This window comes from Brevundimonas sp. T2-11 (assembly GCF_055397675.1).
In genome coordinates, this window is the sequence record NZ_AP027920.1 from 2,338,432 (window position 1) to 2,359,293 (window position 20,862).

The following is a 20,862-nucleotide window of genomic DNA, read 5'->3' on the forward strand; positions in this document are numbered from 1 at the left end:
AGGAAAAGGCGGGTTCAGCGGGCTTTGGGGTCGGCCCGCAGGGCCGGAAGCACAGGTCCGGCGCCGGACGGCAAGGGGGCGGCGGCGTCGCGCAGCCAGGCCTCGACGTCGTGATAGACGACCTCGCCCTGCAGGTCGCGGTTCAGGATGTGCCAGCCGTCCGGATAATAGCCCGTGTGCAGGTTGGGTCGCTCGCCCGCCCGCTCCAGCGCCAGCCGCATCGGCCCCTTGCGCACGATCTGGTCATGGGCGCCGTAGAGCAGCAGGGTCGGCTTTTCGACCGCCCCCAGACGCATGGACGCCGCCTCCATCAGGTCGACCAGGCCGTGCATGGAATCGAACCGGGTGGAGAGGATGCTCTGCGGATCGCGACCGTTGCGGATCAGCTCCAGCGTATTGTCCGAGGCGCGGATATTGCGAACGGCGAAAGCAGGCGGCTCGACAGTCTTGGCCCCCATCAGACGGGCGGCGGCCCATAGGCCGGCGCGGTTGAACGGGCTCTGGCTGGACCAGCCCCAGACGCCAGGCGCCAACAGGACCACCCGGTCGGCGTCGGGCGGCGCCTCGCCCCCGAAGGCGGCGATGGTCGAGGAACCGCCCATGCTTTCGCCCGCCACCACGATCAGGGCGTTGGGGCGTTCGGCGCGCACCAGGGCTACGATAGTGCGCAGGTCAGCGCTGGTCAGGCTTTCCTGTGCGAACTCGCCGCGATGGGGCGACAGGCCGAAGCCGCGCTGGTCATAGGCCCAGGTCTCGATGCCGCGCGTCGCCCACCACGGTCCGGCCAGACGGAAGGAGGCGTAGTGATCGTTGAAACCGTGCAGGGCGACGATGACCGCCCACGGCTCCTGCCCCTCGGGGCTCCAGCGCAGGTAGGGCAGCCGCGCGCCGTCCTGAACGATAAAGGCGCCGCGTCCCAGCGTCCCGGCCTCGATACGCGGACCATGAAAGCCGTTGGGCGGAGTCTGCGGCCCTTGCAGATGTGGCGTGGCGCAGGCGGACAGGGCGAGCGAAAGCGCCAGAAGACCCGCCGTCAGTCCGCTTCGTCCGATGCTCACGCCAGTATCTCCGCTGTCCTCTGGCGAAGGTAGGGCAGAACATCGGTCTCGAACCACGGGTTTTTCTTCAGCCAGGCCGTATTGCGCCATGACGGGTGCGGCAGGGGCAGGACGGCGGGGGCGTAGTCGCGCCAGGCGCGGACGGTATCGGTCATGTTGGGCTTGGCCGCCGCGCCCAAGGCCCAGGCCTGGGCGTAGCCGCCGACCAGCAGGGTCAGCTCGACCTTCGGCAATTCGGCCAGCAGTCGGGGCCGCCACAGCTCGGCGCAGCGGCGCGGCGGCGGATAGTCTCCGCCCTTGGGGTCCGTGCCGGGAAAGCAGAAGGCCTGGGCCGCGACGCCGAGGCGCGGATCGCCGTAGAAGGTCGCCTCATCCACGCCCAGCCAGTCGCGCAGGCGATCGCCGGACGGATCGGTAAAGGGCAGACCGCTCTCATGCACCCGTCGGCCCGGCGCCTGACCGCAGATCAGCAGACGCGTTTCGGGCGCGACCATGACCACCGGGCGCGGCGTGTGGGGAAGTTGTCCCAGGCACGCCCGGCAGGCGCGGATTTCGGCCAGGACGTCAGCCAGGCCGGTGCCCGTTTCAGTCGAAATCGTCATCCGATTTTTCGACGGGCGGCAGGGCCGCCAGGGCTGCGGCCGTCTCGGCCTCGGTCGGCAGGCGCAGACGGATCACGCCCTTGAAAGCGTTGGGGTCGACCGCCCTGCCCTTCTTGGTGATGGTCAGCTTGCCCTGACGCATCAGGCCCAGGGCCGTGGCGCGGACCTTGGGCAGCATGCGCTGCCACTGCTCGGGCTGCAGCGCTTTGGCCACATCCGAGGGTTCAATGCTCTTGCCGCCGACGTTCTTGGGATCGGCCTTGGCCAGTTTTTCGAAAATGGCCGCTTCGATTGGATCGTTCATCAGGTCTATATGCTGCACCGCAAGATCGGAAAGAAGGCGTAATCGGCATGGTCGCGAAAATCACCATCACGGAAGGCGAGTTCGCCGGCTGGCAGACCTATGACCTGCACGACACCTTCGACGTGGTGGTCGGCCCCTTCTACGGCAAGCTGGATCCCGACGGCCACATGCGCTGCGCCTTCCGCGCCGAGCAGAAGCACATGAACGCCGGCGGGCGGATGCACGGCGGCTGCCTGATGACCTTCGCCGACATCGCCATGTTCCAGATCGCCTATCAGGAGATGGAGGGCGCGTCGGGCGTGACGGTGCAACTGGATTCCACCTTCATCGACGGCGCTTACGTGGGCGAACTGATCGAGGCGACCGGCCAGGTCACCAAGGCCGGCAAGAGCCTGATCTTCGTCCGTGGCCAGATCAATACGGGCGAACGTCTGCTGATGACCTTCTCGGGCGTGATCCGCAAGTTCACGCCTCGGGACTGACGCGGGCGAAGACGGCCAGACCCGCCGCCAGCGCGGCCGCCGCCCACAGGGCGTTCAACCCCAGCGCGCCGTAGCTGAAGGCGCCCACCACCGCCCCGCCGAACAGGCCGGCCCACAACAACAGATAGGGCGCGAAGGCCGTGCGATGTCCGCCGCGCATGGCACCGGCCAGCGCCTGCCCCAGCTTGACCAGGGCCCCGGTCATATAGGTCAGTCCTACGCCGACCTCGCCGTCACGCAGGAAGACGGCGTTCTCGATCCCCATGGCCAGAACCATCAGGCCCACCGCCAGCGGCACCAGCCCCGTCGGCGCGGCCAGGGCGGCGCCCGCCAGCAGCGCCGCCTCCAGCATCAGAACGCGGCTGCGCGAGCGCATCCCCTCGCCGCCCGCGACCAGCGCGCCCACAGCCGCGCCCAGGACGAACAGGATCAGGATCGCCGCCGCCACGCCCACGGTGCGCCAGTCGCCCATCGACACCCCGACCGCCATCCGGGTCGAGTTGCCGCTCATGAAAGAGACGAACAAGCCGCCCAGTTGCAGGAAGCCGAGACTGTCGACATAGCCGGCCAGGGCCGCCAGCAGCACAGCCATGCCCCGCTCGGGCGGGGCCAGGGTCCGCATGGAGGCTAGACCCCGGCCTTCGCGGCCGGACGGGCGCGGCAGGCCTCCATCCAGCGGGCCAGATGGATCAGGTCTTCCGGCGGGCGGTATTTGACCAGGCGGGCGAAATCCAGACCCACGGCGGCGACGATGTCGGCGATGGTGAAACGATCAGCGGCGATGAAGTCGTGCTCGGCCAACTGACGGTCCAGCAGGCGCATGAACTTCTCGGCGCCGAGGCGGCTGTACTCGGCCACCTGGGGCTGGGGCGCTTCAAGGGCGGCCAGGGCCGGGTGGCTGAAGCGCACGTTCAGCATCATGGGATTGGCCAGGTAGATCTCGCAGCGGCGAGTCCACATCTCGATGATCGCCTGCTCCTTCGGGTCGCGCCCGAAAAGATTGGGCTCGGGATGCAGGGCCTCCAGATAGCGGCAGATGGCGATGGATTCGGAGATGCAGGCCCCGTCGTCCAGTTCCAGCGCCGGGACGTGGGGCACGCCGACCCTGGCGCGATAGGCCGGGGTGCGGTGCTCGCCCGCGAGCAGGTCGATCTCGACGAAGTCGACATTGTCGATACCCTTCTCCGCCATGACCCAGCGGACCCGGCGCGGGTTGGGCGCGCGATAGGAGGTGTAGAGCTTCATCGGATGCTTCCCCCGGTTCAGATCAAACCTACTGGCCGAACACCGAGGCCGGCATGGCCCCGACGATGCAGGCGGTCATCAGGGTGGCCAGGAAGCCCGCCAGCAGCGCCTTCCACACCAGACCCAGAACCTCCTCGCGGCGTTCGGGCATCAGGACCGACAGGCCGGTGACGGTGATGCCCACCGAGCCGATGTTGGCGAAGCCGCACAGGGCGTAGGTCATCAGCATGCGCGTGCGCTCGGTCATCTCTCCGTCCGGCACAGCGCCCAGTTTGATGAAGGCGACGAACTCGGTCAGGGTCAGCTTGACGCCCAGCAGCCAGCCGGCCGTCTGCGCATCGGCCCATTCCACCCCGATCAGCCAGGCGACGGGGGCGAAAACCACCCCCAGGATGCGCTCGACGCTCAGCGGCTCGCCGCCGATCCAGAAGGCGCCCAGCATGACGTTGGCCAGGGCCACCAGGGCCACGAAGACGATCAGGACGGCCGAGATGTTCAGCACCACCATCAGGCCGTCGGACGTGCCCTTGACGATGGCGTCGACGGCGCTGTCGTATTTCAGCGCCGAGTTGTAGTCGGCGACCGCCCCGCCCTCGCCCGGCTTCTCGGGGATGATGACGCGGGCCAGCAGGACGCCCGCAGGCGCCGAGACGATGGAGGCGACCAGGACGTGGCCCGCCGCATTGGTCAGGACGGGCGCCAGGATGGTGGCGTAGGCCACCATGGTCGAACCCGCCACCGTGGCCAGGCCGACCACCATCATCAGGAAGACCTCCGAGCGGGTCAGCTTGTCCAGATAGGCGCGGATGACGATGGGGCTCTCGATCATGCCCAGGAAGACATTGGCCGCCACCGCCAGGGCCGAGGCCCCGCCCAGGCCCATGGTCCGCTGGAACAGGAAGCCGAAGCCGAGGGTGATCCACTTCAGGATCTTCCAGTGCCACAGCAGGGCCGACAGGGCCGAAATGACCAGGATCAGCGGCAGGACCTTGAAGGCGAAGGTGAACAACGCCCCTTCATTGGCGACGGCGTAGGGTTGGTCCCCGCCCGCCAGATAGCCGAAGACGAACTTGGTCCCCTCCTCGGTCGCCAGTTCCAGCCCCTTCACGGCGTTGTTGACGCCGTCCAGCACCACCTGCGAGCCGGGAATGGCGAAGGTCGCCAAAATCAGGGCCGCCTGCACCAGCACCGCCCCGATGGCCAGACGCCAGGGGAAGAGTTTGCGGTTCTCGGACAGGGCCCAGCAAACGGCGATGATGACGACCAGGCCCAGCAGGCTCTGCAGGTTCAGAAGGCTGAACATGGGAAAAGGCGGCTCCGCGACCGGCCGACGGCCAGCAGCCGCCCTTGAAATCTGCTTGAACGCTACCGTGCGCCCTCTGGTCAAGAGCGCATGCGGCGTCCTGCCGCGCCCGCCTCGGCCCAGGCGTGAAGGCGCGCAAGAAAAAGGCGGAGGGTGAACCCTCCGCCTGATCTGATCAGAGCTGGCCGCGGACCAGCTTGCCGTAGTCGTCCATCAGGCTCAGCGACAGCTCGCCGGGCGTGAAGCGGTAGTCGCCGATCTCGCTGACCGGCGTGACCTCGGCGGCCGAGCCGGTGAGGAAGCACTCCGAGAAGCCCGACAGCTCTTCCGGCAGGATGTCGCGGATCACCACCTCGATGCCCTTGGCCTGCGCCATCTCGATCACGGTCTGACGGGTGATGCCGTCCAGGATGTGATCGACGCGCGGAGTGTGCAGGGCGCCGTTCTGGACGAAGAAGACGTTGGCGCCGGTGGCTTCGGCGACATAGCCGCGCCAGTCCAGCATCATGGCGTCGGCGAAACCGCGCTTCTCGGCCGCCGTCTTGGACATGGTGCAGATCATGTAGAGACCGCCGGCCTTGGCCGTCGAAGGGGCGGTGGCCGGGTCGGGTCGACGCCACTTGGCCCACTCCAGACGGATGCCCTTCTTCTTGACCTCGGGGTCGAAGTAGCTGGGCCATTCCCAGGCGGCGATGGCCAGGTGGACCTTGCTGTTCAGCGACGAGACGCTGAGCTGTTCGGCGCCCAGATAGGCCACCGGACGGATGTAGCAGTCGGTCAGGCCGTTCTTTTCACAGGTTTCCTTGCAGGCGGCGTCGATCTCGGCCACGCTGTAGGGAATGTCGAAGTCCAGCAGCTCGGCCGAGCGCTTCAGCCGTTGGCTGTGCGCCGTCAGCTTGAAGATTTCGCCGCCATACATACGCTCACCCTCGAACACCGACGAGCCGTAGTGAAGGCCATGGGTCAGAACGTGCGTTTTCGCGTCCCTCCAGGGCACGAACGCGCCGTCAAACCAGATCCAGCCGTCACGATCGTCGAAAGGAACGAAGGCCATTGAATAACGTCTCCTCGGGATGTGGTCCGGTTACACTCTTCTCTCCCGCCGCCGTCAACGCCTTTGCGTTCGGCAGGATCGCCTAAGACATGACTGATACGCGCTCGAACGGCCGCTCCGGCCCCATCGCTGCTCCCGGCGCCGGCCGTCACCTGCTGGTCGTCGACGACGACGACAGAATCCGCGAACTGCTGAAAGAGTTCCTGACCCGCGAAGGCTATCGCGTCACTGGCGCCGCCCACGCGGGCGCGGCGCGCCGCCTGGTCGAACTGATCGAGTTCGACCTGATCGTGCTGGACGTCATGATGCCGGGCGAGAGCGGTTTCGACCTGACCAGCTGGATCCGCAGCCAGGCGTCCCTGTCCAAGACCCCGGTCCTGCTGCTGACCGCCAAGGGCGATCCCAACGACCGGATCGAGGGCCTGTCGCGCGGCGCCGACGACTACATGTCCAAGCCCTTCGACCCGCGCGAACTGGCCCTTCGGGTCGAGGCCATCCTGCGTCGCACCGGCGGCAAGCCGATGACGCCACGCGAGATCCGCATGGGGCCGGCGGTGTTCGACATGGAGCGGCTGGAACTGACCCGCGACGGCGAGTTGCAACGCCTGACCGAGGCCGAGGCGCAACTACTGAAGACCCTGGCCATCCACGCCCACTCGCCGGTCGAGCGCATGAACCTGTCGCCCGACACCGCCGACATCACCGGCCGCGCCGTGGACGTCCAGGTGACGCGCCTGCGCCGCAAGCTGGAGGCCGACCCCAAGAACCCGCGCTACCTGCAAACGGTGCGCGGCGTCGGCTACATGCTGGCGCCGGACTGACCCGTCGATGAGACTGCTGCCCTTCAACGTCTGGGCGCGAATGATAAAGCGCCGCCTGCCGACCTCGTTGTGGGGGCGGTCGTTGCTGATCATCGTCCTGCCGGTGCTGATCATGCAGGGGGCCGTGACCTGGGCCTTCTTCGACGCCCACTGGCAGGCGGTGACCGCTCGCCTGTCCGAGGGGCTGGCGGGGGATGTGGCCTGGGCGGCCGAGAGCTACCGCGACCAACCGACGCCGCAGAACCTGACCGTCATCGCCGATCGGGCCGAACGATCGATGCAACTGTCCATCGCCTTCCAGGACGGAGCGGTCCTGCCCAAGGAACAGCGACGCGGCGCGCTCGGCGTGGTCGACCGCACGCTGGAAAAAGCCCTGGCCTCGCGCCTGGATCAGCCCTTCTGGTACGACACCACCCGCTATCCGGCCTATGTCGACATCCGTGTGCAGGAGCCCGGCGGCGTGCTGCGCGTCATCGCCCCGCGCGAACGGGCCGTGGCGACCCAGGCCCATATCTTCGTCCTGTGGCTAACGATCGCGACCGTCCTGCTGCTGGGAGTGGCGGTGCTGTTCATCCGCAATCAGGTGCGCGCCATCGAACGCCTGGCCGACGCCGCAGAAGCCTTTGGCCGGGGCGAAAGCGTGCCGCGCTTCAAGCCGCACGGCGCACGCGAAGTGCGAGCAGCCGCCTCCGCCTTCCTGGACATGCGCGGGCGTATCCAGCGTCATATCGACCAGCGTACAGCCCTGCTGGCCTCGGTCAGCCACGACCTGCGCACGCCCCTGACCCGTCTGCGCCTCGAACTGGCCCTCGCCCCGCCGTTCAAGCGGGCCGAGGCGATGAAGGGCGACCTGGACGAGATGGAGCACATGATCGACGAATACCTGGCCTTCGCGCGGGGCGAGGCGGGCGAGGCCATGCAGTCGATCTCCGTGCCCGAAATGCTGCGGCGCGCCGCCGAGGACGCGCGTCGCGCCGGCGCCGAGGTCACGGTCGAGACGCCGGACGAACTGGACGCCATGCTGCGCCCCCTGGCCTTCCGCCGCGCCCTGAACAATCTGGCAGGCAACGCCGCCGTTCACGGGGAACATGTCCGTCTGTCGGCCCGCCCCCTGCCCTCGGGCGGCATAGAGATCGCGGTAGAGGACGATGGACCGGGCATTCCCGACGACATGCACGAGGAAGCCTTCCGGCCCTTTTCGCGGCTGGACGCCTCACGCAACCAGAACAGCAAGGGCGTCGGTCTGGGCCTGGCCATCGCCCGCGACGTGGCCCGCGGCCACGGCGGCGACATCACTCTGAGCCGTAGCGATCTCGGCGGCTTGAAGGCCTCGATCCGCCTGCCGGGATAAATCGTCACGCGCCCTCTGGCGTGACTGTAAAATCATCGCCATCTTGCGAGTGTTCCAGGGGGGCCTGGATCAGGAGTCCGTATGATGCGCCGTTTCGCATTTCTCGCACCGCTCGCCGCCACGCTGGCCCTCGCCGGCGCCGCAGCAGCCCAACCCTCCGCCGTCATCGTCACTGTCAGCCCGGATTTCGCCAAGACCGCCGAGGAACTCGGTCAGCGCGACGTTCAGCAACAGGTCGACGACCTGACCGCCACGGTCACCCGCGTCCTGACGGAGCGCCACGCTCTGGACGGGGCCCGGATCGAGCTGACGATCACCGATCTCAAGCCCAATCGCCCCACCATGCAGCAGACCGTCGCCAAGCCTGGCCTCGACCCCATGCGCAGCATCTCCCTGGGCGGCGCCGCCATCGAGGGCACGGTGACCACCGCCTCGGGCGAGGTTCATCCGGTCAAATATGAACGCTATTCGACGACGCTGAGCGACGTGCGCGGGTTCAGCACCTGGCAGGACGCCAGCACCGCCTATGGCCGCCTAGCGCGCAACCTTGCCGAAGGGCGCTACGTCACCCGCTGAGTTCGGTGGACTTGGCCACAGCCGCCTGAACGGCGCTCTCGACCGCCCGGTCGAGGGCGCTGTTTGCGTTCAGGGCCAGAAGACCGGCCTGGGTCACGCCGCCGGGCGAGGCCACACGGTCGATCAGAGCGTCCAAGGCCTCTGTCCCTTCCACACCCGCTGCGGCGGAGCGCAGGGTGGCGCGCGCCAGACGCACAGCGGCCTCAGGCGACAGGCCTTCCTCGATCCCGGCCTGGGCCAGGGCGCGGGTGAAGGCGAAATAGTAGGCAGGCCCGCAGCCCGACACGGCGGTCGCGGCGTGCATGGCGGCTTCCTCGTCCAGATGGACGGTCTCGGCGAGGGGGGCGAACAGGGCCTCGCCCACGGCGCGGGCCGCCTCGTCGCCGGCCCAGATGGTGGCCACGCCCTGGGCCTGGGCCACGCCGGTCGTCGGCATGATGCGGACGACAGAGCGGCCGTCGAAGCCCTCGGAAATGGTATCGCCCCTCACCCCGGCCATGACCGAGACGATCACGGCGTCAGCGGCCAGATGCGGCAGGACCGGACGCGAGGCCTCGAACCACTTGGCCGGCTTGACGCCGATGACGAAGGCGCGGGCCTCGGCCAAAGCCTCCGATGGCGGATTGATCCGCGCGCCCAGGGCTCGCGCGGCCTCGGCGGCGGGCTTGTCGGAAGGTGTCAGGATGATGAGGTCGACGGGATCGACCGCCCCGGTCTTCAGCCAGCCTTCCAGGATGGCCGAGCCCAGCCGCCCCACGCCTTGCAGGACGACAGGGCGTCCCATGTCAGGCGGTGCCCACGGTTTCGAACAGGCAGGCGTCGATGGCTTCCTGCGCCTTCTTGGAGCCGCGCACCATGAAGTCGAAGGCGGGGTAGTAGCGGTCGGCGGCCTCGATGGCGGCGTCGATCATGGAGGCCGCCTGGGCCAGGGTCGGCCTCTCGCTGTGCGGCAGGGCCAGGGAATGACGGAAGACGATCTCGCCCTCGTCCGGCCAGATCTCGAAGTGACCCAGCCAGGTGCGCTGGTTGATCATCGACACCAGTTCATAGGCGGCCGCGCGCCGCGTCTTCATGACCCGCAGGTCCAGGGCGCAACACAGCTGAAGGCAATCGCCCTCGGGCCGCCAGGCGAACCACAGCTCATAGTCCTTCCAGTCGCCCGCCAGGGCGAAGGCCAGGTCACCGTCGTCCGTGCGGTCGAACGGCAGGTTCTCCGCGTTGAGGACATGCTCCACGACATCCAGAGGATCGTAGGGAACGTCGACCTCTTCGGGCCGGGCTGCATCCATCAGGGGTTCACAATCTTCACTCGAGGGGTCGCGACTCACGACCTGCAAACGAACGGTAAACGCGTTCGCAGATTCGGCTCAACCGGTGGCGTCGGCGTCAGGCTTCGCAGCTGTGGACGTTCCGGAGGACGACTTTTTCACGGGCGTTTTCTGAGCCTTAAGCTCCGCGATCTCGGCGCGCAGGGCAGCGATCTCGTCCTTCAGCACGTCGAACTCGTCGCGGCGGACCAGGTCCATCTCGGCGACGAAACGATCGGTCTGGGCGCGCCATGCGGCCTTGGCCTCATCGCCCGCGGCCTGGGCCAGACCCATGGCGCCCGTCGTCAGCTTGGCGAACTCGTCGAGGATCGGATTGCGCGTCTGCATAGTGAACTCTCGCGTCTTTGCCGCACCAGTATATGGTTAATGGCGTCGTAAATTGGGTGAACGAAACCTTGCCGTCAAACCGGCTATAAACTGCTTCGCGGGAAAAGCGCGCGACGAATGCGGTCTCGCTTGCTAGATGATTTCGGGTTCCAAACGGCGCTGACGGAGGCCCTGTGCCCTTCCCCGAATTCGACCCTGTCCTGATCCATCTGGGGCCCCTGCCCATCCGCTGGTACGCCCTGGCCTATGTCGCCGGGATCGTGCTGGGATGGTGGTACGCCTCGCGACTGGCCAAGACGGAACGACTGTGGGCGCCGGGCAAGCCGCCCGTGACGGGACCGCAGCTGGACGATCTGGTGCTGTGGATCACCCTGGGCGTCATCCTGGGCGGCCGCTTCGGTTACGCCCTCTTCTACAAGCCGGCCATGTTCGCCCAGTTGTTCACCGGCGACAGCTGGGGCGAGCGGCTGGAGCTGCTGCAGCTGTGGACCGGCGGCATGAGCTTCCACGGCGGCTTCCTCGGCGTGGTCATCGCCATCGCCCTCTACGCCAATCGCCAGAAGGTGAACCCGCTCAGCCTGGGCGACCTGATCGCGCCGGTCGCGCCGTTGGGTCTGTTCTTCGGCCGTATCGCCAACTTCATCAACGGCGAGCTGTGGGGCCGCGAGACGACGGTTCCCTGGGCCATCCGCTTCTGCAACGCCCGCATCGAACAGATGTACGGCTTCTGCCCCGCCGGCAACGAGCCGCGCCATCCCAGCCAGCTGTATGAGGCGGGCCTGGAAGGCCTTCTGCTGTTCGTCATCCTGTCCCTGGCCATCTGGAAGTGGCGGATGCTGAAGCGTCCGGGCTTCGTCACCGGCCTGTTCCTGCTGGGCTATGGCGTCTGCCGCGCCGCGCTGGAGAACGTGCGTCAGCCGGACGCCGGACTGGAGAACCTGCCGCTGGGTCTGACCATGGGCATGATCCTGTCGATCCCGATGATGCTGGTCGGCGCCTGGCTGATCTGGCGGGCGCTGAACAAACCGGCCGTCGCGGAGGCGTAAGGCGTCATGACCGAGACCCTCAAGGACCGTCTGGTCCGCGAGATCGTGCTGACCGGGCCGATGACGGTGGCGGACTATGTCACCCGCTGCCTGCACGACCCGAAGGGGGGCTATTACGCGACGCGGCCCGCTCTGGGCGAAGGCGGCGACTTCATCACCGCTCCCCTGGTCAGCCAGATGTTCGGCGAGCTGATCGGCCTGTGGGCCGTCGAGACCTGGAGCCGCATGGGCGCGCCCGAGCGCGTGCGGCTGGTCGAGGTCGGGCCGGGCGACGGGACGCTGATGTCCGACGCCCTGCGCGCCGCGCGACTGGTTCCCGGTTTCCTCGAGGCCGTGGACCTGATCCTGATCGAACCCAGCGCCCCGCTGCGGGCCGAACAGGCGCGACGGCTGGCCGACGCCGACGCCCATGCCCGCTGGCTCAGCGCCCTGCACCAGATCGAGACCGACGCCCCTGTCATCCTGATCGGCAACGAGGTGCTGGACTGCATGCCCGCGCGCCAGTTCATGAAGACCGAGGGCGGTTGGGCCGAACGCCGCGTCGGCGTGACGGACGACAACGAGCTGACCTTTGGGCTGGTCGCCATCTCCGGCGGTTTCGACCGGCCTGAGTACGACGTCGAGCCCGGTCAGGTGGTGGAGATTTCCGAGCAGCAGGCCGCCTTCGCCCGCGACCTGGCGACCCTGGTCAAGGCCGCCTCGGGCGCTGCCCTGCTGATCGACTACGGCCGCAGCCAGCCGGGGCCGGGCGACACCCTGCAGGGCTTGCGGCGCCATCAGAAGGTCGATCCCCTGACGACGCCCGGCGAGGCCGATCTGACCCAATGGGCCGACTACCCCCTGGTGCTGGAAGCCGCCGTGCGCAGCGGCGCCGACGTGACCGGCTGCGTCGGTCAGGGCGCCTTCCTCAAGGCCCTGGGGATCGAAGCCCGCGCCCAGCGGTTGATGCAGGCCCGCCCCGACGCCGCCCCGGTCATCCAGCGCCAGCTGGACCGCCTGACCGCGCCGGACCAGATGGGCGAACTGTTCAAGGCGGCGGCGATCTTCTCGCCCCGCGCGCTGGCCCTGCCGGGCTTCTGAGGACTGCGGACGGTTTCCGCAGGGAGTGTGACGATGCGTTTTTCCGACCGGGAACGGGAAATACTTCTGGCCGTGAAAGGCGTCGGCCCCAAGGTGGTCGAGCGTCTGGAGGAACAGGGTCTGGGCGCCTTCGAGCGGCTGGCCTTGGCCGATCCGACCGTCGTCTGCGCCGGAGCCGCCGTCAGTGTCGGCTCGACCTGCTGGAAGAACAGCCCCCAGGCCCGTAAGGCCGTCGAAGCCGCCGTCGAAGCCGCCCGTAGCTCGCTGGAGGCCGCATGAGCCTGAACCCCATCACTCACCCCCTGCTGGACAAGGCCGGGATCCGGCACGGCTTCTTCACCCGCGAAGGCGGCGTGTCGGAGGGGATCTACGCCGGGCTGAACACAGGCGTCGGTTCAAAGGATGACCCGGCGCGTGTGGCCGAGAATCGTCGCCGCGTGGCCGACTGGATGGGCGGCGCGCTGGACGACCTGTGCGGCTGCTATCAGATCCACTCCGCCGTGGCCCGTGTGGCCGAGGCAGGCTGGGCGGGCGAAAGGCCGGAGGGCGACGCCGTGGTCAGCGCCGTGCGCGGCCCCATCGCCTCCGTTCTGACTGCCGACTGCGCGCCCGTCCTGTTCGCCGACGCCGAAGCCGGCGTGGTGGGCGCGGCCCACGCGGGCTGGAAGGGGGCGCTGGGCGGGATCATCCACTCGACCGTCGCAGCCATGGAGGCCTTGGGCGCAAACCCGGCGCGCATGGTCGCCGTGGTCGGCCCCTGCATCGCCCAGGCCAGCTATGAGGTCGGCGCCGATTATCAGGAGCGCTTCGCCCACCACGACCCCGGCAGCGAACGCTTCTTCGCCGCCGGCGCCGCTGAAGACAAACGCCTGTTCGACCTGCCTGGCTTCGTCCTGTGGCGGCTGGAGCAAGCTGGCGTCGCTGACGCCGCCTGGACCTGCGACGACACACGCGCGGACGCGGGCCGCTTCTACTCGAACCGTCGAGCGTTTCTGGCGGGAGAACCGGATTTCGGACGGCTGATCTCGACGATCAGCCTGGGCTGAACTAGCCCGCCATCGCCATGTCGGGGACGCGGGTCGTGACGCGCCAGGCGTCGGGCTGGGCCAGCAGGGCGCGGACCAGTTTGTTGTTCAGGGCGTGACCCGCCTTGACGCCTTCGTAGCGGCCCAGCAGGGGCGCGCCGAGGACGTAGAGGTCGCCGATGGCGTCCAGGGCCTTGTGGCGCACGAACTCACGTTCCATGCGCAGACCGCCGGGGTTCAGGATCTCGTCGCCGTCGATGACCACGGCGTTTTCCAAGCTGCCGCCGCGGGCCAGACCGGCCTGACGCAGGGCCTCGACCTCATGGGCGAAACCAAAGGTGCGGGCGGCCATGATGTCCGAGCGGAAGGTCGCCTCGTCCACGACGAAGTCCACCACCTGATTGCCGATGACCGGCGTGGGGAAGTCGATCTCGAAGCGCATCTCGTAGCGGTCGCAGGGCAGCAGGACGGCGGACTTGTCGCCCTCCCCCACCCGGATCGGCTTGAGAATCTCGATGTAGCGGATCGGGGCTTCCTGGCGGCGGAAGCCGGCGCGGTCCAGCAGTTGCACGAACTGCAGGGCCGAGCCGTCCAGGATCGGCAGTTCGGGGCCGTCGACCTCGATCACGGCGTTGGAGACGCCGAGCGCGCACAGGGCGGCCATCAGGTGCTCGATGGTCGACAGACGCACGCCCGCCGCGTTCTCGATCATGGTGTTCAGGCGCGCATCAACGACAGCCTCGCCCGAGACGGGGATGCGGTTGTCGCGATCCGTGATGTCGGTGCGCACGAAGACGATGCCCGCGCCGGGCGCGGCCGGACGCACGACCAGCTTGACGCGCTGGCCGGTGTGAACGCCGACGCCGGCGGTGATGGCCGGGGCGACGATGGTCTGTTCGTGATGGTCGTTACGGACCGACAAGCTGAAACTCTCTGTATTGCGCGGCCCCGCACGGTCGCGCGGAGTTCGCCTCGTCTGTCGTTTAACCACGACGGCTCAAGCCTGAAATGAAAGATGGGTTTCGGATTGTTTCGGTCTGGCGACAGCCCGTAACAACGCAAAACGCCCCGGAGCCTAGCTCCGGGGCGTTTCAGTCAGGATTTCTTCCGATCAGTTCGCGAGGCGGCGAAGAAAGGAAGGGATTTCAAGGTCGTCGTCTTCAGCGTGACCTGCCTGGAAGTCCTGGGTCGGCTGGGTCGCCTGGGTCTGGCGCAGCTGTTGGGTCGTGCGGTTCGACGAGGGTTGCGGTGCGTAGGAGGGCTGCTGCTGTTGCGGCTGCTGGCGCTTCTTGCCGAACAGGCTCCAGCCGCTGCGACGGTGATCGCGGTCGTCGTAGTATTCTTCTTCAGCGACCGGCTCTTCGCGACGCGGGGCCGGACGGGCCGCCGGCTGCTCAGGCTGGGCGCGGTCGAAGTAGAGGTCGCCCTGCGAAGCGGCGGCCGGTTGGGCGCGGACCGCGCCGGATTCGTATTCCTCAACCCAGGGATCGACGATCGGCTCCAGGTTGCGGGGCGCGTCATGGATGACCGGCTCGGGGCGCGGCTCGGGCGCGGCGCGCGCGGCCGGGGCCTCATAGACCGGGGCGGGCTCGGGCGCGCGGGCCGGTTCGCGAACCGGGTCGATGCGGACTTCAGGCTGACGCGGCGCGGCGGCGGCCGCAGCCGGACGGCGGTCCGAGAAGGCCGACCCTTGGGGCTCGATCTTCTGGATGACGGCCTCGTCCATGCCGGTGGCGACGACCGAGACGCGGATCTTGCCGTCCAGGGCCGGGTCGAAGGCGGCGCCGAAGATGATGTTGGCGTCGCCGTCCACTTCGGCGGCGATGGCGTTGGCGGCCTCGTCCACTTCCAGCAGGGTCATGTCCAGACCGCCGGTGATGTTGACCAGCACGGCCTTGGCGCCCTTCAGGCTGGTCTCGTCCAGCAGGGGGTTGGCGATGGCGTTCTGGGCCGCCAGCAGGGCGCGGTCGTCGCCCGTGGCCTCCCCCGTGCCCATCATGGCCTTGCCCATTTCGGACATGACGGCGCGGACGTCGGCGAAGTCGAGGTTGATCAGGCCCGGCAGGATCATCAGGTCGGTGATCGAGCGCACGCCCGAGTGCAGGACCTGGTCGGCCATGCCGAAGGCGTCGGCGAAGGTCGTGCGCTCATTGGCGACGCGGAACAGGTTCTGGTTCGGAATGACGATCAGGGTGTCGACATAGCGCTGCAGCTCGGCGACGCCGGAGTCGGCCAGACGCATGCGGTGACGGCCTTCAAAGGTGAAGGGCTTGGTCACGACGCCGACGGTCAGGATGCCGCGATCACGCGCACACTTGGCGATGACGGGGGCCGCGCCGGTGCCGGTGCCGCCGCCCATGCCGCAGGTGATGAAGACCATATGCGCGCCGTCCAGGTGCGCGTGGATCTCGTCAGCGCTCTCCTCGGCGGCGTTCATGCCGACTTCGGGGTGGGCGCCGGCGCCGAGGCCCTGGGTGATGGTCTCGCCCAGCTGGATGCGGCGGTCGGTCTTGGCGAAGCTGAGGTGCTGGGCGTCGGTGTTGGCGACGACGAACTCGACCCCTTCAAGGCCGGCGTCGATCATGTTGTTGACGGCGTTACCGCCCGCGCCGCCGACGCCGAAGACGACGATCCGGGGCTTCAGTTCCGTGTGTTGCGGCTTCACCAGCGAGAGAGACATGATTGTTGTTCCGACTTTCCGACTCTGCCCGTTAACCCCAATGCGAAATCCCCGCCGAATCGCATTGGTTATGAGCGCGTTAAGGAAAACCCTCTTTGCGTTAACGGAGTGTTACTGCGTTAATATGAGTCGGCGCTTTTGGAAGCCGCAACCGTAGCTTGGCTGCAGATTCCGATAAGGTTTATCGCCAGAAGGCCGTCGGCCGCCTTCCGAAGAAGCCTCGACTAGAGGTTGTCGCGCAACCAGCCGGCGGCGCGGGCCACCATGCCGCCGCGGTGCACCTTGGGGGCGTCGGCGGCGGTGATCTGACGGGACATCAGCTTGCGGGCGGAAACGGCCTCGCGCGGACCATAGGCGGCGCGCAGCAGGACGCCGGAGGCCGAGCAGAAGGCCGGGCCCGAGGCGGCGTCGGCCAGGTGGGGGGCGCGTTGTGGCTTGCCCAGGCGGACCGGGCGGTCGAACACGCGCACAGCCAGTTCGCGCACGCCGTTCAGCTGGCTGGCGCCGCCGGTCAGGACGATGCCCGCGCCCGGGTCCATGCCGACGCCGGCGTGCTTAAGCCGGTCGCGCAGCAGCTCCAGCGTCTCCTCGACACGCGGGGCGATGACGGTCTTCAGCATGGCGCGCGGGACGATGACGGGGCCGGCGGAGGGGTCCTCGCCGCGCGGCGGGGCCTCCAGCATCTCACGGTCTTCGTTGGCGCTGGCCATGGCCGAGCCGTGCAGGGTCTTCAGGCGCTCGGCGCCGACCTTGGAGGTCGACAGGCCGCGCGCGATATCGGCGGTGACGTGATCGCCGCCGACGTTCAGGCTTTCGATATGAAGCAGACTGCGTCCGCCCCAGACCGCCGCCGAGGTCGAGCCGCCGCCCATGTCGATGCAGACGCTGCCCAGCTCCATCTCGTCCTCTTCCAGCGCGGCGAGCGAGGAGACGACGGGGGCGGCGGCCACGCCTTGCAGGTCGAGGTGGGCCAACTCCAAGCAGTGGCTGAGGGCGCCGAAGGAGCCTTCGGACATGGAGACGACCAGCAGGTCCAGCCCCAGCGAGCCGCCGCGCATCGAGCGCGGGTCATGAACGCCACGCGCCCCGTCCACCGACCAGGCGATGGGCAGGACGTGGATCGGACGGCGATTGGGCAGACGGATCTGGGCCAGGGCCATGCCGATGGCGCGGGCCAGGTCGCCGTCGCTGATCGGATGGGCGCCCAGGGAGACGCGGGCCTGGACCCGGTGGCTGGCCATCTGGCCGATGGCCGTGGTGACGATGACGCCGGAGACGGGCGAGCCGGCGGCGCGTTCGGCGCGCTCGACCGCGTGACCGATGGCCTGGGCCGCCTCGTCCATGTTGACGATGGCCCCGCCGCGCACGCCGCGCGACTGGACGTGGCTGGCCCCGGCGACGCGGATGGTGCGGTCGGCGTGACGCACGCCCTCGGGCTTCATGATGAAGCAGGCGACCTTGGACTGGCCCAGGTCGAGCGCGGCCACGGCCGGAGCGCGCGGGGCGCCCTTGGCTTGGTCCGTGTTCGTGTCTCGGCTGCGTCCGGCCATGATGCTGGTGTCCTGGGTATTCGTTGTCAGACGGCGCCTTCGGAGGGCCGGACGGCGACCTCCTCGGGCGTGCGGAGATCGACCCGGGCGAAGCCCAGATCGAGAAGGCGTTCGCGCTGGTCCAGCGCGTCGAGGCGGATCAGGGCGCTGTCCTGATCGACGGCCGGCAGTTGGATCAGAGCGCCGTCCTTGAGGCGCAGATCCCAGCGGCGCTCGTCCACCCGGACCAGGGCTTCAACGCGCGCCATCAGGCGCGGGCGCTGGGCCAGAAGAGGCAGAATCTCGGCGGCGGTCTGATCCGCGCCCTTGCCTACGACCAGCGGCAGCCCGGGGTAGCGGCCGGCGTCGGCGCCCTGGATGACCTGGCCCCGGCTGTCGATGACATAGGCGTGGCCGCCGGTCTGCCAGACGGCCAGACGGTCGTGCTCCTTGACGTCGACGATCAGGGTGTCGGGCAGCAGGCGCACCACGCGCGCCTCCTTGACCCAGCCCACGGCCTGCACCCGGTCGCGCACGGCGTTCAGGTCCAGACTGACGATGGGCTGGTCGGCGCTGACGCCCACGGCCTGCTGGATGGCCGCCCGGGCCTCGGGCGAGGCGCCGGTGACGTGCAGGTTCCTGACCTTCAGGCCCATGCCCGAGGTGATGCTGTCGAACTTGTTGGAGACCGAGTTAGAGATGCGCTCGGCCCGCGCGCCGGTGGCCAGGACCCCGCCCAGAACGACGACGCCCGCCACGATGGAGATCAGGACGGCGCGCGGCGACAGGTCCAGCCGACCGATGGCGGCGACCTTGCCCGGCGTGGCCGGAGCGTTGCGGGAGCCCTGCCCCCTGCCCTTCGTCGCGCCCTGTCGCCGACCGCCGCGCACTACCGCGGGCATGAGGCGTCCTCCACCATCCACCGAACCAGATCACGATACGCCATCCCGACATGGGCGGCCTGCTCGGGACTGAGCGAGGTCGGCGTCATGCCGGGCTGGGTATTGACCTCCAGAAGAACGAGAACGTCGTTAACATCGTCATAACGAAAATCGGACCGGGACACGCCGCGACACCCCATGGCCGCATGGGCCAGCTCCGACTGACGCAGGGCCTTGTCAAAGACGTGGGCGGGCAGCTCGGCGGGCAGGACGTGCCTGGAGCCGCCCGGCGCGTACTTGGCCTCGTAGTCGTAGAAGCCCTTGGTCGGGGTGATGTCGGTGACGGTCAGGGCGCGCGGGCCGCTGGCCTCGCCCAGAACCGTGACCGCCAGTTCCTTGCCCGCGATGAAGGGCTCGACCATGACCAGATCGCCATAGGTCCAGCTGTCGTCGCCGACGACGGCGCAAGGCGCGTCGCCCGGCTGGATGACATAGACGCCGACCGAGGAGCCCTCGGCGTTCGGCTTGACGACATAGGGGGGCGCGATGACATGGCCCGCCGCCACCGCCTTGCGGTCGAACAGGCCGCCGCCGGGCACGACGACGCCCGCCGCACGCAGCACGGCCTTCGACTTGTCCTTGTCCATCGCCAGGGCCGAGGCCAGGACGCCGGAGTGGGTATAGGGAATCCGCAGGGTCTCGAGGATGCCCTGAACGCAACCGTCCTCGCCCCATTCGCCGTGCAGGGCGTTGAAGACGACGTCGGGTTTCAGGGCGGTCAGCACCTGGGCCAGATCGCGACCGGCGTCGACGCGCGTGACCTTGGCGACCTGTCCTTCCAGGGCGTCGGCGCAGCCTCGGCCCGAGGACAGCGAAACCTCGCGTTCGGACGACAGGCCGCCCATCAGGACAGCGACGTGAAGAGTGTTCAGGGGCGCGCGCATGGGACGATCCGACTACTAGCCCGCCCCTATGGACTGAATACGGTTAACCGGTTGGAAACGATAGCGGGCCGGAAGCGGAATTTAAGCTGCCGATCAGCTTCCCTTCTCCCGATGGGAGAAGGTGGCCCGTAGGGCCGGATGAGGGTCGCGGGCGTCCTTCGGCGCAAGCCGTCGCGCAGCCCGCGCCAAGGCTGTCGCCTACTGAAAGGTTAGCCCCTCACCCTTTCGCGCAAGAACGATCGCTTCGCGCTCGTGCGCTCAAGCCCTCTCCCGCCGGGAGAGGGTTACTTCCGCCCGATGCGCTTGATTTCCCAGTCGAGCTGAACACCCGTCTTCGCCAACACGTCGGCGCGAACCGCCTCACCCAGACCTTCGATGTCGGCGGCGGTGGCCTCGCCCGGGTTGATCATGAAGTTGGAGTGCAGTTCGCTGAACTTGGCGCCGCCGCCGGTTTCGGCGTGCAGCTTGCCGCGCCAGCCCGCCTCGTCGACCAGCTTCCACGAGGAATGACCCTCGGGGTTCTTGAAGGTCGAGCCGCCGGTCTTTTCGCGGATCGGCTGGGTCGTCTCGCGGCGGCTGGTGATCTCGTTGATGCGGGCCGTGACGGCCTCGGGTGCGTCGGGCCTGCCGCGATAGGTCGCCTCCATCCAGATGACGCCCGCCGGGGCGTTGGAGTGACGATAGGTGTAGCCGAAGTCGGCCAGCGTCAGCTCGATCCGCTCGCCCTGGCGCGTCAGGCCCCAGGCCGAGACCAGGACGTCCTTGGTCTCCGAGCCATAGCAGCCCGCGTTCATGGTCAGGGCGCCGCCGATGGTGCCCGGGATGCCGGCGTAGAACTCCAGCCCGGCGATGCCCGCTTTCGCAGACGCCTTGGCCACCATCGAATCCAGCGCGCCCGCACCCGCCGTGATGGTCTCGCCCTCGGTCGTGATGGCGGCGAAGGCTCGTCCGGCCAGACGGATAACCACGCCCTCGACCCCGCCGTCACGCACGATCAGGTTGGAGCCGACGCCGATGATGGTGACCGGCACGGCCTCGGGCAACGCCTTGAGGAAGTCGGCCAGATCCTCGGCGTCCGCCGGGATGAACAGGGCGTCCGCCGCACCGCCCACGCGGAACCAGGTGTAGGGCCCCAGCGGCTCGTTCAACAGCAGCTTGCCGCGCACGTCAGGAAGAGCTTCAGTCCAGGTCGTCATTCAAATCTCTTGCGCACGTCCAATGTGCGA

General features: G+C 68.3%; 24 protein-coding genes. 8 read left to right on the forward strand and 16 right to left on the reverse strand.

Features of this window, described 5'->3' with window-relative positions; all coding sequences use genetic code 11:
- Positions 1-14 precede the first annotated feature (14 nt).
- From ACZ5XO_RS11425 to ACZ5XO_RS11435, 3 genes are read right to left on the reverse strand one after another with little or no spacing between them, the layout of a single operon-like run.
- Positions 15-1,058: an alpha/beta fold hydrolase gene (locus ACZ5XO_RS11425; protein WP_464162468.1), complete on the reverse strand. Its 1,044-nt coding sequence runs from the start codon at positions 1,056-1,058 to the stop codon at positions 15-17.
- Positions 1,055-1,660, reverse strand: a complete 606-nt coding sequence (locus tag ACZ5XO_RS11430) for a uracil-DNA glycosylase family protein (RefSeq protein ID WP_464162469.1) — start codon at positions 1,658-1,660, stop codon at positions 1,055-1,057. The genes ACZ5XO_RS11425 and ACZ5XO_RS11430 overlap by 4 nt, the downstream gene beginning before the upstream one ends.
- Positions 1,644-1,964 (reverse strand): DUF3253 domain-containing protein, encoded by a 321-nt coding sequence (locus ACZ5XO_RS11435; RefSeq protein ID WP_464162470.1) that lies wholly within the window; start codon positions 1,962-1,964, stop codon positions 1,644-1,646. The genes ACZ5XO_RS11430 and ACZ5XO_RS11435 overlap by 17 nt, the downstream gene beginning before the upstream one ends.
- A gap of 47 nt (positions 1,965-2,011) precedes the next feature.
- Between ACZ5XO_RS11435 and ACZ5XO_RS11440 the strand changes: the two genes are divergently transcribed.
- Positions 2,012-2,446, forward strand: coding sequence for a PaaI family thioesterase (locus tag ACZ5XO_RS11440; protein WP_312063911.1), 435 nt, complete (start codon positions 2,012-2,014; stop codon positions 2,444-2,446).
- Here the strand turns inward: ACZ5XO_RS11440 and ACZ5XO_RS11445 are convergent.
- The 4 genes from ACZ5XO_RS11445 to ACZ5XO_RS11460 all read right to left on the reverse strand — a co-directional run bounded on the left by ACZ5XO_RS11445 (position 2,430) and on the right by ACZ5XO_RS11460 (position 6,048).
- Complete coding sequence (locus tag ACZ5XO_RS11445; RefSeq protein WP_464162471.1) at positions 2,430-3,068, reverse strand: YoaK family protein; 639 nt, start codon at positions 3,066-3,068, stop codon at positions 2,430-2,432. The genes ACZ5XO_RS11440 and ACZ5XO_RS11445 overlap by 17 nt on opposite strands.
- A gap of 5 nt (positions 3,069-3,073) precedes the next feature.
- Positions 3,074-3,691 carry a glutathione S-transferase family protein gene (locus ACZ5XO_RS11450; RefSeq protein ID WP_464162472.1) on the reverse strand — a complete coding sequence of 206 codons (618 nt, stop codon included), beginning with the start codon at positions 3,689-3,691 and terminating at the stop codon, positions 3,074-3,076.
- A 28-nt stretch (positions 3,692-3,719) separates the two neighbouring features.
- Positions 3,720-4,994 (reverse strand): NupC/NupG family nucleoside CNT transporter, encoded by a 1,275-nt coding sequence (locus ACZ5XO_RS11455; RefSeq protein WP_464162473.1) that lies wholly within the window; start codon positions 4,992-4,994, stop codon positions 3,720-3,722.
- 175 nt (positions 4,995-5,169) lie between these two features.
- Entirely contained in the window at positions 5,170-6,048 is an 879-nt protein-coding gene (locus tag ACZ5XO_RS11460; RefSeq protein WP_464162474.1) for a branched-chain amino acid aminotransferase, read from the reverse strand.
- A gap of 89 nt (positions 6,049-6,137) precedes the next feature.
- On the opposite strand from ACZ5XO_RS11460, the gene ACZ5XO_RS11465 reads away from it, so the two are divergent.
- The 3 genes from ACZ5XO_RS11465 (at position 6,138) to ACZ5XO_RS11475 (ending at position 8,796) form a co-directional block, all read left to right on the forward strand.
- Positions 6,138-6,869: a response regulator gene (locus ACZ5XO_RS11465; protein ID WP_464162475.1), complete on the forward strand. Its 732-nt coding sequence runs from the start codon at positions 6,138-6,140 to the stop codon at positions 6,867-6,869.
- 7 nt (positions 6,870-6,876) lie between these two features.
- Positions 6,877-8,220, forward strand: coding sequence for an ATP-binding protein (locus ACZ5XO_RS11470; protein ID WP_464162476.1), 1,344 nt, complete (start codon positions 6,877-6,879; stop codon positions 8,218-8,220).
- 84 nt (positions 8,221-8,304) lie between these two features.
- The gene (locus ACZ5XO_RS11475) at positions 8,305-8,796 is read left to right on the forward strand and encodes a hypothetical protein (RefSeq protein ID WP_464162477.1); all 492 of its coding nucleotides are present in this window, start codon (positions 8,305-8,307) and stop codon (positions 8,794-8,796) included.
- Here ACZ5XO_RS11475 and ACZ5XO_RS11480 read toward each other — a convergent pair.
- From ACZ5XO_RS11480 to ACZ5XO_RS11490, 3 genes are all read right to left on the reverse strand, one after another.
- Positions 8,786-9,580, reverse strand: coding sequence for a pyrroline-5-carboxylate reductase family protein (locus tag ACZ5XO_RS11480; protein WP_464162478.1), 795 nt, complete (start codon positions 9,578-9,580; stop codon positions 8,786-8,788). The two genes, ACZ5XO_RS11475 and ACZ5XO_RS11480, sit on opposite strands and share 11 nt — an antisense overlap.
- 1 nt (position 9,581) lies before the next feature.
- On the reverse strand, positions 9,582-10,085 hold the full coding sequence (locus ACZ5XO_RS11485) for a type III secretion system chaperone family protein (RefSeq protein WP_207822535.1): 504 nt from the start codon (positions 10,083-10,085) through the stop codon (positions 9,582-9,584).
- Between the two features lie 78 nt (positions 10,086-10,163).
- Positions 10,164-10,451 carry an accessory factor UbiK family protein gene (locus ACZ5XO_RS11490; protein ID WP_464162479.1) on the reverse strand — a complete coding sequence of 96 codons (288 nt, stop codon included), beginning with the start codon at positions 10,449-10,451 and terminating at the stop codon, positions 10,164-10,166.
- Between the two features lie 173 nt (positions 10,452-10,624).
- On the opposite strand from ACZ5XO_RS11490, the gene lgt reads away from it, so the two are divergent.
- The 4 genes from lgt to ACZ5XO_RS11510 are packed head-to-tail and all read left to right on the forward strand — an operon-like array spanning position 10,625 to position 13,623.
- Positions 10,625-11,497: a prolipoprotein diacylglyceryl transferase gene (gene lgt, locus ACZ5XO_RS11495; RefSeq protein ID WP_464162480.1), complete on the forward strand. Its 873-nt coding sequence runs from the start codon at positions 10,625-10,627 to the stop codon at positions 11,495-11,497.
- A 6-nt stretch (positions 11,498-11,503) separates the two neighbouring features.
- Entirely contained in the window at positions 11,504-12,577 is a 1,074-nt protein-coding gene (locus ACZ5XO_RS11500) for a class I SAM-dependent methyltransferase (protein WP_464162481.1), read from the forward strand.
- A 33-nt stretch (positions 12,578-12,610) separates the two neighbouring features.
- A complete protein-coding gene (locus ACZ5XO_RS11505; RefSeq protein WP_464162482.1) occupies positions 12,611-12,856 on the forward strand; it encodes a helix-hairpin-helix domain-containing protein in 246 nt (81 codons plus the stop codon).
- The gene (locus ACZ5XO_RS11510) at positions 12,853-13,623 is read left to right on the forward strand and encodes a purine nucleoside phosphorylase YfiH/LACC1 family protein (RefSeq protein ID WP_464162483.1); all 771 of its coding nucleotides are present in this window, start codon (positions 12,853-12,855) and stop codon (positions 13,621-13,623) included. Before ACZ5XO_RS11505 ends, ACZ5XO_RS11510 begins: the two co-directional genes overlap by 4 nt.
- A gap of 1 nt (position 13,624) precedes the next feature.
- Here ACZ5XO_RS11510 and lpxC read toward each other — a convergent pair whose 3' ends face one another.
- From lpxC to murB, 6 genes are all read right to left on the reverse strand, one after another.
- Positions 13,625-14,524: a UDP-3-O-acyl-N-acetylglucosamine deacetylase gene (gene lpxC / locus ACZ5XO_RS11515; protein ID WP_464162484.1), complete on the reverse strand. Its 900-nt coding sequence runs from the start codon at positions 14,522-14,524 to the stop codon at positions 13,625-13,627.
- A gap of 189 nt (positions 14,525-14,713) precedes the next feature.
- Complete coding sequence (gene ftsZ / locus ACZ5XO_RS11520) at positions 14,714-16,282, reverse strand: cell division protein FtsZ (RefSeq protein ID WP_464162485.1); 1,569 nt, start codon at positions 16,280-16,282, stop codon at positions 14,714-14,716.
- A gap of 224 nt (positions 16,283-16,506) precedes the next feature.
- Positions 16,507-17,832 carry a cell division protein FtsA gene (gene ftsA, locus ACZ5XO_RS11525; RefSeq protein WP_105563928.1) on the reverse strand — a complete coding sequence of 442 codons (1,326 nt, stop codon included), beginning with the start codon at positions 17,830-17,832 and terminating at the stop codon, positions 16,507-16,509.
- Positions 17,833-17,858: 26 nt separating this feature from the next.
- Positions 17,859-18,713, reverse strand: a complete 855-nt coding sequence (locus ACZ5XO_RS11530; RefSeq protein ID WP_464162486.1) for a cell division protein FtsQ/DivIB — start codon at positions 18,711-18,713, stop codon at positions 17,859-17,861.
- Complete coding sequence (locus ACZ5XO_RS11535) at positions 18,701-19,636, reverse strand: D-alanine--D-alanine ligase (protein WP_464162487.1); 936 nt, start codon at positions 19,634-19,636, stop codon at positions 18,701-18,703. The genes ACZ5XO_RS11530 and ACZ5XO_RS11535 overlap by 13 nt, the downstream gene beginning before the upstream one ends.
- A 284-nt stretch (positions 19,637-19,920) precedes the next feature.
- Positions 19,921-20,832, reverse strand: coding sequence for a UDP-N-acetylmuramate dehydrogenase (gene murB / locus ACZ5XO_RS11540; protein WP_464162488.1), 912 nt, complete (start codon positions 20,830-20,832; stop codon positions 19,921-19,923).
- Between the last annotated feature and the right edge of the window lie 30 nt (positions 20,833-20,862).

Coding starts and splice junctions, on each gene's coding strand:
- ACZ5XO_RS11430 (WP_464162469.1), bottom strand. CDS start 1,660: ATGACGATTTCGACTGAAACGGGCACCGGCCTGGCTGACGTCCTGGCC.
- ACZ5XO_RS11435 (WP_464162470.1), bottom strand. CDS start 1,964: ATGAACGATCCAATCGAAGCGGCCATTTTCGAAAAACTGGCCAAGGCC.
- ACZ5XO_RS11440 (WP_312063911.1), top strand. CDS start 2,012: ATGGTCGCGAAAATCACCATCACGGAAGGCGAGTTCGCCGGCTGGCAG.
- ACZ5XO_RS11445 (WP_464162471.1), bottom strand. CDS start 3,068: ATGCGGACCCTGGCCCCGCCCGAGCGGGGCATGGCTGTGCTGCTGGCG.
- ACZ5XO_RS11450 (WP_464162472.1), bottom strand. CDS start 3,691: ATGAAGCTCTACACCTCCTATCGCGCGCCCAACCCGCGCCGGGTCCGC.
- ACZ5XO_RS11455 (WP_464162473.1), bottom strand. CDS start 4,994: ATGTTCAGCCTTCTGAACCTGCAGAGCCTGCTGGGCCTGGTCGTCATC.
- ACZ5XO_RS11460 (WP_464162474.1), bottom strand. CDS start 6,048: ATGGCCTTCGTTCCTTTCGACGATCGTGACGGCTGGATCTGGTTTGAC.
- ACZ5XO_RS11465 (WP_464162475.1), top strand. CDS start 6,138: ATGACTGATACGCGCTCGAACGGCCGCTCCGGCCCCATCGCTGCTCCC.
- ACZ5XO_RS11470 (WP_464162476.1), top strand. CDS start 6,877: ATGAGACTGCTGCCCTTCAACGTCTGGGCGCGAATGATAAAGCGCCGC.
- ACZ5XO_RS11475 (WP_464162477.1), top strand. CDS start 8,305: ATGCGCCGTTTCGCATTTCTCGCACCGCTCGCCGCCACGCTGGCCCTC.
- ACZ5XO_RS11480 (WP_464162478.1), bottom strand. CDS start 9,580: ATGGGACGCCCTGTCGTCCTGCAAGGCGTGGGGCGGCTGGGCTCGGCC.
- ACZ5XO_RS11485 (WP_207822535.1), bottom strand. CDS start 10,085: ATGGATGCAGCCCGGCCCGAAGAGGTCGACGTTCCCTACGATCCTCTG.
- ACZ5XO_RS11490 (WP_464162479.1), bottom strand. CDS start 10,451: ATGCAGACGCGCAATCCGATCCTCGACGAGTTCGCCAAGCTGACGACG.
- ACZ5XO_RS11500 (WP_464162481.1), top strand. CDS start 11,504: ATGACCGAGACCCTCAAGGACCGTCTGGTCCGCGAGATCGTGCTGACC.
- ACZ5XO_RS11505 (WP_464162482.1), top strand. CDS start 12,611: ATGCGTTTTTCCGACCGGGAACGGGAAATACTTCTGGCCGTGAAAGGC.
- ACZ5XO_RS11510 (WP_464162483.1), top strand. CDS start 12,853: ATGAGCCTGAACCCCATCACTCACCCCCTGCTGGACAAGGCCGGGATC.
- ftsZ (WP_464162485.1), bottom strand. CDS start 16,282: ATGTCTCTCTCGCTGGTGAAGCCGCAACACACGGAACTGAAGCCCCGG.
- ftsA (WP_105563928.1), bottom strand. CDS start 17,832: ATGGCCGGACGCAGCCGAGACACGAACACGGACCAAGCCAAGGGCGCC.
- ACZ5XO_RS11530 (WP_464162486.1), bottom strand. CDS start 18,713: ATGCCCGCGGTAGTGCGCGGCGGTCGGCGACAGGGCGCGACGAAGGGC.
- ACZ5XO_RS11535 (WP_464162487.1), bottom strand. CDS start 19,636: ATGCGCGCGCCCCTGAACACTCTTCACGTCGCTGTCCTGATGGGCGGC.
- murB (WP_464162488.1), bottom strand. CDS start 20,832: ATGACGACCTGGACTGAAGCTCTTCCTGACGTGCGCGGCAAGCTGCTG.